The 8,500-nt window shown below is 69.4% G+C and carries 8 protein-coding genes; 4 read left to right on the plus strand and 4 right to left on the minus strand.

Going from position 1 to position 8,500, the window contains the following annotated elements:
* Window positions 1-2: 2 nt before the first annotated feature.
* On the minus strand, window positions 3-797 hold the full coding sequence (locus IT184_16240; protein ID MCC7010359.1) for a creatininase family protein: 795 nt from the start codon (window positions 795-797) through the stop codon (window positions 3-5).
* A gap of 66 nt (window positions 798-863) precedes the next feature.
* Between IT184_16240 and IT184_16245 the strand changes: the two genes are divergently transcribed.
* The 3 genes from IT184_16245 (at window position 864) to IT184_16255 (ending at window position 5,253) form a co-directional block, all read left to right on the plus strand.
* The gene (locus tag IT184_16245) at window positions 864-3,263 is read left to right on the plus strand and encodes a DUF1343 domain-containing protein (protein ID MCC7010360.1); all 2,400 of its coding nucleotides are present in this window, start codon (window positions 864-866) and stop codon (window positions 3,261-3,263) included.
* 36 nt (window positions 3,264-3,299) lie between these two features.
* Entirely contained in the window at window positions 3,300-4,247 is a 948-nt protein-coding gene (gene murQ / locus IT184_16250; GenBank protein ID MCC7010361.1) for an N-acetylmuramic acid 6-phosphate etherase, read from the plus strand.
* A 109-nt stretch (window positions 4,248-4,356) separates the two neighbouring features.
* Window positions 4,357-5,253: a PIG-L family deacetylase gene (locus tag IT184_16255; protein MCC7010362.1), complete on the plus strand. Its 897-nt coding sequence runs from the start codon at window positions 4,357-4,359 to the stop codon at window positions 5,251-5,253.
* 19 nt (window positions 5,254-5,272) lie between these two features.
* Here IT184_16255 and IT184_16260 read toward each other — a convergent pair whose 3' ends face one another.
* Window positions 5,273-5,911 (minus strand): response regulator transcription factor, encoded by a 639-nt coding sequence (locus IT184_16260; GenBank protein MCC7010363.1) that lies wholly within the window; start codon window positions 5,909-5,911, stop codon window positions 5,273-5,275.
* Complete coding sequence (locus IT184_16265; protein MCC7010364.1) at window positions 5,892-7,253, minus strand: sensor histidine kinase; 1,362 nt, start codon at window positions 7,251-7,253, stop codon at window positions 5,892-5,894. Before IT184_16265 ends, IT184_16260 begins: the two co-directional genes overlap by 20 nt.
* Before the next feature lie 339 nt (window positions 7,254-7,592).
* Between IT184_16265 and IT184_16270 the strand changes: the two genes are divergently transcribed.
* Complete coding sequence (locus tag IT184_16270) at window positions 7,593-7,928, plus strand: response regulator transcription factor (GenBank protein MCC7010365.1); 336 nt, start codon at window positions 7,593-7,595, stop codon at window positions 7,926-7,928.
* Window positions 7,929-8,032: 104 nt separating this feature from the next.
* Here IT184_16270 and IT184_16275 read toward each other — a convergent pair whose 3' ends face one another.
* Complete coding sequence (locus IT184_16275) at window positions 8,033-8,479, minus strand: hypothetical protein (GenBank protein MCC7010366.1); 447 nt, start codon at window positions 8,477-8,479, stop codon at window positions 8,033-8,035.
* Window positions 8,480-8,500: the final 21 nt, after the last annotated feature.

Consider the following 8,500-nt stretch of genomic DNA (forward strand, 5'->3'; position numbering starts at 1 on the left):
GCTCAGTTTCGGGCCGGCATGTTCCTGAACGCCTCCTCGATGTTCTCGAGACACGCGACGACCGACCGGACGCCCGCCTCGAGGTAGGCTTCGCCCGATTCCGGGGTCGCCTGCCGCGCATCTCCCCAGGTGCCCGATCGCGTCGCCCGGTACACCGATCCGGGATTGGAGAAGAAGAACGCCGCGTGGACGGCGGCCGGGTTCACCTTGAACTCGGGGAAGTTCGGCAGCTCGGCGTTCGCCTTGGCCATGTCGACGAGCGCCGGGTTGATGGCGAGGATCGCCGACGTCTCCGCCTCGTTCGCGTGCAGCCCCGTCTTCAGCGTCATCCAGCGGGTGACGTCATCGGCCGAGAAACCGTCCCAGTAGTTCAAGGGAAACGCCTTCGCATCCTTCGGCATCGCGTACGCGGCTTTGGCGCACGCGTACGCGATCGCCAGCGTGTTGTCGTAGTGGCCGTTCAGGAACACGATCCGCTTGAAGCCGACGGACGCGAACGAGAGGCAGAGATCCTCGACGAGCGCCATGAACGTGGGAATCTGGACGTGCACGAGGCCGGTGAAGCCGACGTGCGGGTACGACAGCGCGTAGTTGATCGGCGGCGCCACGACCGCGCCGATCTTCGGCGCGGCGCGGCGGGCGATTTCCTGCGGAATCAGCACGTCGGTGAGCAGCGGCGCGTGCGGCCCGTGCTGCTCGGTGGCGCCGGTCGGCACGATCACGGTCTGGTGCCGCTGGAGAAAGGCTTCGACCTCGGGGTTCGTCATCTCGCCGAGGAACACGGTGGACGGTTTCATGCGGTGAGTGTAGAGGAAACGCGTGGCCGGCGACACGCGGAAACCGGTTTCCTGGATAATGCCCGCATGCGCACCGCCGTGTGTCGTTCTGCCGTCGCGGCCGCCGCCATCGGGGCCGCCGTGCTCGCCGGGCCCGGCCTCTCCGGGCAATCCACCCCGCCGCCGCGCCCTCGTCCGGTCGCCGCCGCGACGAGCGCCGGCTTCGATCTCGATCGCCTCTCGCGCGTCGACGAGATCGTCGACGAGGCCATCGCGGAGAAGAAGACGCCCGGCGCGGTCGTCCTCGTCGGTCGCGACGACACGATCGTCTATCGCAAGGCGTTCGGCCGCCGCGCGGTGGCGCCGGCCGACGAGCCGATGACCGTCAACACCATCTTCGACATGGCCTCGCTCACGAAGGTGATGGCGACCACGCCGGCGATCATGAAGCTCGTCGAAGAGGGCCGCGTGCGCCTGATCGATCCGGTCGCCTCGTTCATCCCGGAGTTCGGGAAGTACGGCAAGTCGCGCGTCACGGTCCGCGACCTGATGACGCACATGTCGGGCCTCAGGCCGGACGTCGATCTGGGCGATCCCTGGAGCGGCTACGACACCGCCATCGCGTTGGCGTGCGAGGAGGTGCTGACGGCGCCGCCCGGCCGGCGCTTCGTGTACAGCGACATCAACTACTTCCTCCTGGGCGAGATCGTCCGCCGCGTCACGAAGCAGCCGCTCGACGTGTTCACGAAAGCGACCCTCTTCGGGCCGCTGAAGATGACCGAGACCGGCTTCAACCCGGCCCGCGCGCTCTACGGCCGCATCGCGCCGACCGAGCCGGCCACGCTCCGCGGCATCGTCCACGACCCGACGGCCCGGCGCATGGGCGGCGTCGCCGGCCATGCCGGGCTCTTCAGCACGGCCGACGACGTGGCGATCTACGCGCGGATGCTGCTGAACGGCGGCGCGATCGGATCGACGCGCGTGCTGGCGCCGCTGACCGTGGCCAGGATGATCGAACCGTCGACGCCGCTCGCCGAATCGAACGTCCGCGGGCTCGGCTGGGACCTGGACTCCTCGTTCTCGTCCAACCGCGGCGAACTGCTGCCGCTGGGCTCGTACGGCCACACGGGCTTCACCGGCACGTCGCTCTGGATCGATCCGGCGACGAAGGTCTTCGTCGTGTTCCTGTCGAACCGCGTGCACCCGAACGGCGCCGGTGACGTGACGCCGACACGCGCGCGCGTCGCCACCGCCGTCGCCGCCGCGCTCACGAACGTGGCGGCCAGCGTCGCGGACGCCCGCTGGAGCCGGCAGACCTTCGACGCGCCGGCGCCGGCGCCCGCGCCGACGAGCGCGCCCGTCATGGCCGGGATCGACGTGCTGCGCGCGCAGAACTACGCGCCGCTGAAAGGGCTGCGCGTCGGGCTGCTCACGAACCACACGGGCCGCGCGCGCGACGGCGTCAGCACGATCGATCTGCTCGCCGCGGCGCCCGACGTGAAGCTCGTGGCGCTCTTCAGCCCGGAGCACGGCATCCGCGGAGTGCTCGACGCCTCCGTGCCGTCGTCGGTCGACGACAAGACGAAGCTGCCCATCCACTCGCTCTATGGCCAGACCCAGCGGCCGACCGTCAACATGCTCGCCGGCCTCGACGCCATCGTCATCGACCTGCAGGACGTGGGCGCGCGTTTCTACACCTACATGACGACCATGGCCTACGTCATGGAGGAAGCCGCCCCGCGCAAGATCAAGGTCGTCGTGCTCGATCGCCCGAACCCGATCAACGGCGTCCAGATCGAAGGGCCCGCCCTCGATCCGATCTCGCTCGGCTTCACCGGCTACTTCCCGACGATGCCGATCCGGCCAGGCATGACGATCGGGGAGCTGGCACGGCTGTTCAACACCGAACGCCAGATCGGCGCGGACCTCACCGTGGTGCCGATGCAGTCCTGGCGCCGCGATCAGTGGTTCGACGAGACAGGCCTGCCGTGGATCAACCCGTCGCCGAACATGCGGACGCTCTACGCCGCGGCGCTGTATCCGGGCATCGGCGCGCTCGAGAACACGAACCTCTCGGTCGGGCGCGGGACCGACACGCCGTTCGAGCAGGTCGGCGCGCCGTGGATCGATGGGCGCAAGCTGTCGGACGTGCTGAACTCGCGGGGCGTCCCCGGCGTGCGCTTCTACCCCGTCCGCTTCACGCCGACGGCCAGCCGGTTCGCCAAAGAAGAGTGTCAAGGCGTCTTCATCGTCGTGACGGATCGGTCGGCGCTGCGCCCCGTGCGGCTCGGCGTCGAGCTGGGGTCCGCGCTCGTCGCGCTCTTTCCCGGGCAGTGGCAAAGCGATGCCGCGCAGAAGCTGTTCGGATCGGCCGACAGCCTCGCCAGGCTCAAGCTGGGTGAAGACCCGGCCGCGATCGCGGCGTCGTGGTCGGGCGTCGAGGCACGCTGGCGGTTGCTGCGCGCGAAGTACCTCCTGTACTACTGAGCCACCAGGTTTCACCCTTCAGGTTGCAGATTCGCGATGTCCAAGTGGTCCTCTCTTCCGACCGAGCAGATCAACCCGCGTACGCTCTCCATCGATCGCGTCTCGTCCGCGGAGATCGTCGCCGCCATGTCGCGCGAGGATCGGCGCGTCGTCGCGGCCGTCGCGCGTGAGCGCCCGCGCATCGCGCGCGGCATCGACATGCTCGCCGCCGCGCTGGCCCGCGGCGGGCGCGTGTTCTTCGTCGGCGCGGGGACGAGCGGCCGGCTGGGCGTGATCGAAGCCGCCGAGCTGCCTCCCACGTTCGGCACGCCGCCGGAAGCCGTGCGCGCCGTCATCGCCGGCGGCGAGGAGGCGGTGTTCCGGGCGCGCGAGGGCGCCGAGGACGACTTCGACGCCGGCGTGCGCGCGCTCGCCGACGCCGGCGTGTCGTCGCGCGACGTGGTCGTCGGCATCTCCGCCAGCGGCATCACCGAGTTCGTGCGCGGGGCCCTCACCGCCGCCAAGCGGGCGCGCGCCACGCGGGTTTTCGTGACGTGCTGGCCGGGCACCGGCCTGCAGGCGCTCGTGCACCTCGTCATCGCGCCGGCCGTCGGCCCCGAGGTCATCGCCGGCTCCACGAGGCTCAAGGCCGGCACCGCCACGAAGATGGCGCTGAACATGCTCACGACGGGCGCGATGATCCGCGCAGGCAAGACCTACGGCAACCTCATGGTCGACGTGCGCACCGGCTCCGCGAAGCTCAAGGACCGGGCGAAGCGGATCGTGTCGACGGTGACGGGCATCGCGCCCGAGCGCGCCGGCGATTTGCTCGCCGCCGCGGATTGGGACGTGAAAGCGGCCATCGTCATGGCGAAGACGGGCGGCTCGCCGGACGCGGCGCGCGAGACGCTTCGCCGCGCCGGCGGCCTGATGCGCCGCGCGCTCGGCGAAGATCTCGCGCCCGTCCTGCGGCGCCGGCTGCGCGCCGCGCGACGCCGGCCCTGATATCGCGGCCCTGACAAGCCCCGGCAGGCCCGGCGACAGGCTCCGACACAGGCCCTGCGCTGATTGACAGCCTCCGGCACCGCTGCTAGCGTGCGCGTCGGAGGTTCTCATGAAAGCCCTCTCGGCATCCATCGCGCTGCTTGCCGTCCTGTCGCTTCCGTCGGTCCGCACCATGGCCCAGGCGCCGCAGCCGGCGCCGCTGCGCGTCATCGCGTTCGGCGCGCACCCGGACGATGCCGAGCTGAAAGTGGCCGGCACGGCGTCGCTCTGGGCGGCGCAGGGCGCCAAGGTGAAGCTCGTAGCGATGACCAACGGCGACATCGGCCACTTCGAGCAGGCCGGCGGCCCGCTCGCCAAGCGGCGCCTCACGGAAGTGCAGCAGTGCGCGCGCGGGTTCGGCACCGAGGTGGCCACGATGGACATCCACGACGGCGAGCTCGTGCCCTCGCTGGACAACCGCCGGATGATGTCGCGGCTCATCCGCGAGTGGCAGGCCGACATCGTCCTCGGCCACCGGCCCTACGACTATCATCCCGACCATCGCTACGTCGGCAGGCTGATGGACGACTCGGCGGTCGTCGTGGTCGCGCCGTTCTGGGTACCGGACACGCCGCCGACGCCGCGCAACCCCGTGTTCATGTACTACCAGGACGACTTCAAGCGCCCCTATCCGTTCCAGCCCGACATCGTGGTGTCGATCGATGCGGTCGCCGAGAAGAAGTGGGCGTGCATCACGGCCATGTCGTCGCAGTTCGGCGATGCGGACTCGTGGCAGGCGCGCACGCGTCCGAACATCCCGCGCAACGAGGCCGATCGCCAGGCCGCCCTGCTCGAAGGCGTCAAGCAGCGCAACGAAGCGGTCGCGAACCAGTACCGGCAGCAGTTGATCGCGCTCTACGGCGAGCAGCGCGGCCGCGCGGTGAAGTACGCCGAGGCATTCGAGCTGGGCCAGTACGGCCGCCAGCCCTCGATGGAGGAGCTGCGGAAGATGTTCCCGCTGCCGTGAGCGGGCCGGGGGCCGGCGATCAGGCGATGACGCCCTTGCGCACCGCGTAGAGCACGATCTCGGCGGTGTTGTGCAGGTTGAGCTTCTGCATCAGGTTCGCCCGATGCGTCTCGACGGTCGAGAGCCCGAGGTTCAGCTCGGTGGCCACCTCCTTGTTGGTCCGGCCTTCGGCGAGCAGTTGCAGCACTTCCTTCTCGCGATCGGTCAGCAGGTGGTACGAGTCGGTGAGCCCGCGTGAATGGAGGCGGCGGACATAGTCCTCGATCAGCACGCCGGCGACGGCGGGGCTGAAGAACGGTTTGCCCGTCGCGACCGCGCGCACCGCGGGCAGCAGATCCTCGTCGGCGGCGGTCTTCAGGAGGTAGCCGCGCGCGCCGGCCTCGAGCGCCCGAATGATGTAGGACTCGTCGGCGTGCATGCTGAGCATGATCACGCCGGGCGGACGGTCGAGCTTCTGCATCCGCGCGGCGACGTCGATGCCGTTGAGCTTCGGCATCCCGACGTCGAGGATGGCCAGGTCCGGCCGGACGTCTTCGGCGAGGCGGACGGCCTCGAGGCCATCGGCGGCCTCCGCCACCACGGTGTACCCGGCTTCTTCGAGCAGCCCGCGCAGGCCGCGGCGCACGATGCTGTGGTCGTCAGCTAGCAGCACTCGCAAGAGACACGTCCTTCAATGGAACCGGCAACGGCAACTGCACCATCAGGACGGTGCCCAGGTTCACCCCGCCGCCTATCTGCATCGTGCCGCCAAGTTCCTTGACGCGCTCCTCGATACCGCGCAGCCCGAGGCCGTTGCGGCGCTTCACCGGGTCGATGCCGACGCCATCGTCGCTCACCCGCACGATCAACGCGCCGGCCGTGCCGGTGATCTGCACACGCGCGGAACGGGCGCCGGAGTGACGGGCGCAGTTGGTCAGCGCCTCCTGGACGGCCCGATAGACGCAGGTGCGATGCCGCTCCGGCAATCCGTCGAGCTCGCCGCCCAGCTCGAGATCCACCTTGATCCCGAACCGGCTCGTGAAGTCGCGAACCAGCCACTCCAGCGCGGCCTGCAACCCGAAGTCGTCGAGCATGCTCGGCCGGAGGCCCATCGACAGGTCGCGCACCGTCCGGAACATGTTGTCCACGAGGCGGCGGCACTCGGCGACGGCCGCCGAGATGCGCAGATCGCTGGCCGGGCGCACGCGGTCGATGCGGCCGATCTCCATGCGCAGGGCCGTGAGCACCTGCGCCACGTGGTCGTGCAGCTCCCGCGACAGGTTCTTGCGCTCCTCTTCCTGGGCGGCGACCAGCCGCTGTGACAGCTCGCGCATCTGCTGCTCGGCCTGTGTGGCCAGCAGCCGTTGGTCGTCGGATCGCTGCTCCAGCAGCCTGAGGCGGAACACGGCGACGAGCGCGACGACGGCGCCGAGCGAGAGGGTCTGCCACTGCAGCCGAGCGAGCTCGCGCTGGAACTCCGCGTGACGGCGGGCGGCCTCGGCGCGCTCCTCGGCGAGGTTGGCCTCGTTGAGCGCCTCGATCTCCGACGCGAGCGTCATGACCTTCTCGCGCCGGGGCACCACCTCACGCCGGAGGAACCCGGCGCTGTTCAGGATTTTCTCGGTCGGAGCCCAGCCGAACAGCGGCTCGAACGCGCGCCAGTAGTCGTCGAGCTGCGCTTCGAGGCTCTCGAGCCGCTCCTGATGCTGTCCCGCGATGGCGCGCAGCTCGGCCACCGTCGCCTTGCTCGTCCGCCGGAAATCGGCGAGCTGCGTGCGGTATTCGGCGTCGTGCTCGCTGGCGATATCGAGCAGGCTGTCGCGGATGAAGATGCTCGATAGGTGGATGTCGGACCGCAGGCGCCACAACTTCGCGTCGACGACGTTGTGGTAGCCGTTGAGCTGGTCGATCTGGTTGTAGATCTCCTGCGCCTTCTGCGCCGAGGTCTGCATCGCCAGCACGATCAGCACGAGCAGACCGGCCAGACCGAGAGCTGCCACGGGCCACGTCTTGAAACGCATCAGCGCCTCACTCCGGAACGGTGAGCATAACCTACTGCCACTCCGCGCCAGACGACATCCGGCAAAGGCAGGAGGAGATCCGGCGGGAAGCTCGGCCGTCCACCGGATGCCGCGACACGTCGCGTCACGGTCGACTGGTCTCGGAGCCGACGTGCCGTTCGGCCGGGATCGGAGCGCAGATGGCGACGTTGCGGATTCTCATCGGTGACGATCACGCGCTCGTCAGAGACGCGTTGAGGCGCGTCCTCGAAGACCAGCTCGAGTGGAAGGTCGTGGCCGTCGCGAGAGACGGCGAGGAGGCCGTCCGGCTCGCCGTAGAGGATAGAGGAGCAGCCGAACGTGGCCATCCTCGACGTCGCGATGCCCCGGCTACGTCGCGAGCGCCATCGCGACGCAGGTGCCGAAGACGGCCGTCCTGATGCTGAACATGCATGCCGACGACACGTGGATTCGCCGTTCGCTGCAAGCGGGCGCGTGCGGGTATCTTCTGAAGGACTCCGATACGGGGGATCTCATCGGGGCCGTCGAGGCAAGACGAACCGGCAGATCGCCGAAGCGCTGAACATCCGCCCGACGACCGTCGAAACCCACCGGGCACGGATCCTTCACGAGCTGAACCTGCACAGCACGACCGAGCTCGTGCTCTGGGCCGTCCGACACCGCGTCGTCGGGTAGTGAAAGCCGTACCCGCGGCACCGGCCGCGCCGGCGGTTCACCATCGATGGAGACACACCGGGCCCCCGAAGGGGCCCGATGTGTCCGTGTGGAGTGGAACGGTTCTAGTAGTCGAACCGCACCGTCAACCCGAAGTTGAACGGGTTGGTCGACTGGTCGAACTGGCCGGTCGTCGTGCTGGTGTTCCCCGTGGTGCTGAACGTGTAGGACGCCGCGAGCCGCTGGAACTGGACCTGGTTCCACAGGTTGTAGAACTGGGCCTGAACGCGCACGCTGCCGCCGCGGCCGATCTGCACCGGAATGCGGCGCGCGAGCGTGAAGTCCCAGTTCTGCCAGCCGGGGTGACGCAGGTAACCCTGCGGCACGTTGCCGAGGTTCCCCTGCCCGCTGACCGGCTGCGGACGCCGGAACGCGGCCAGGTTGAAGTGCGGCCGGAACGCGTCGTGCGTCGCGGGATCGCCCGTCCACGCCGGCACCTTGAAGGCGTCTTCGCCCGGCACCAGCTCGCAGCGCACCGGACCGCCCGAGAGGGTCGGGTCGGTGTTCGCCACGCCCGACTGGTTCGTGCCGCA

The organism is Acidobacteriota bacterium, from assembly GCA_020853395.1.
Taxonomy (GTDB): Bacteria; Acidobacteriota; Vicinamibacteria; order Vicinamibacterales; family SCN-69-37; genus JADYYY01.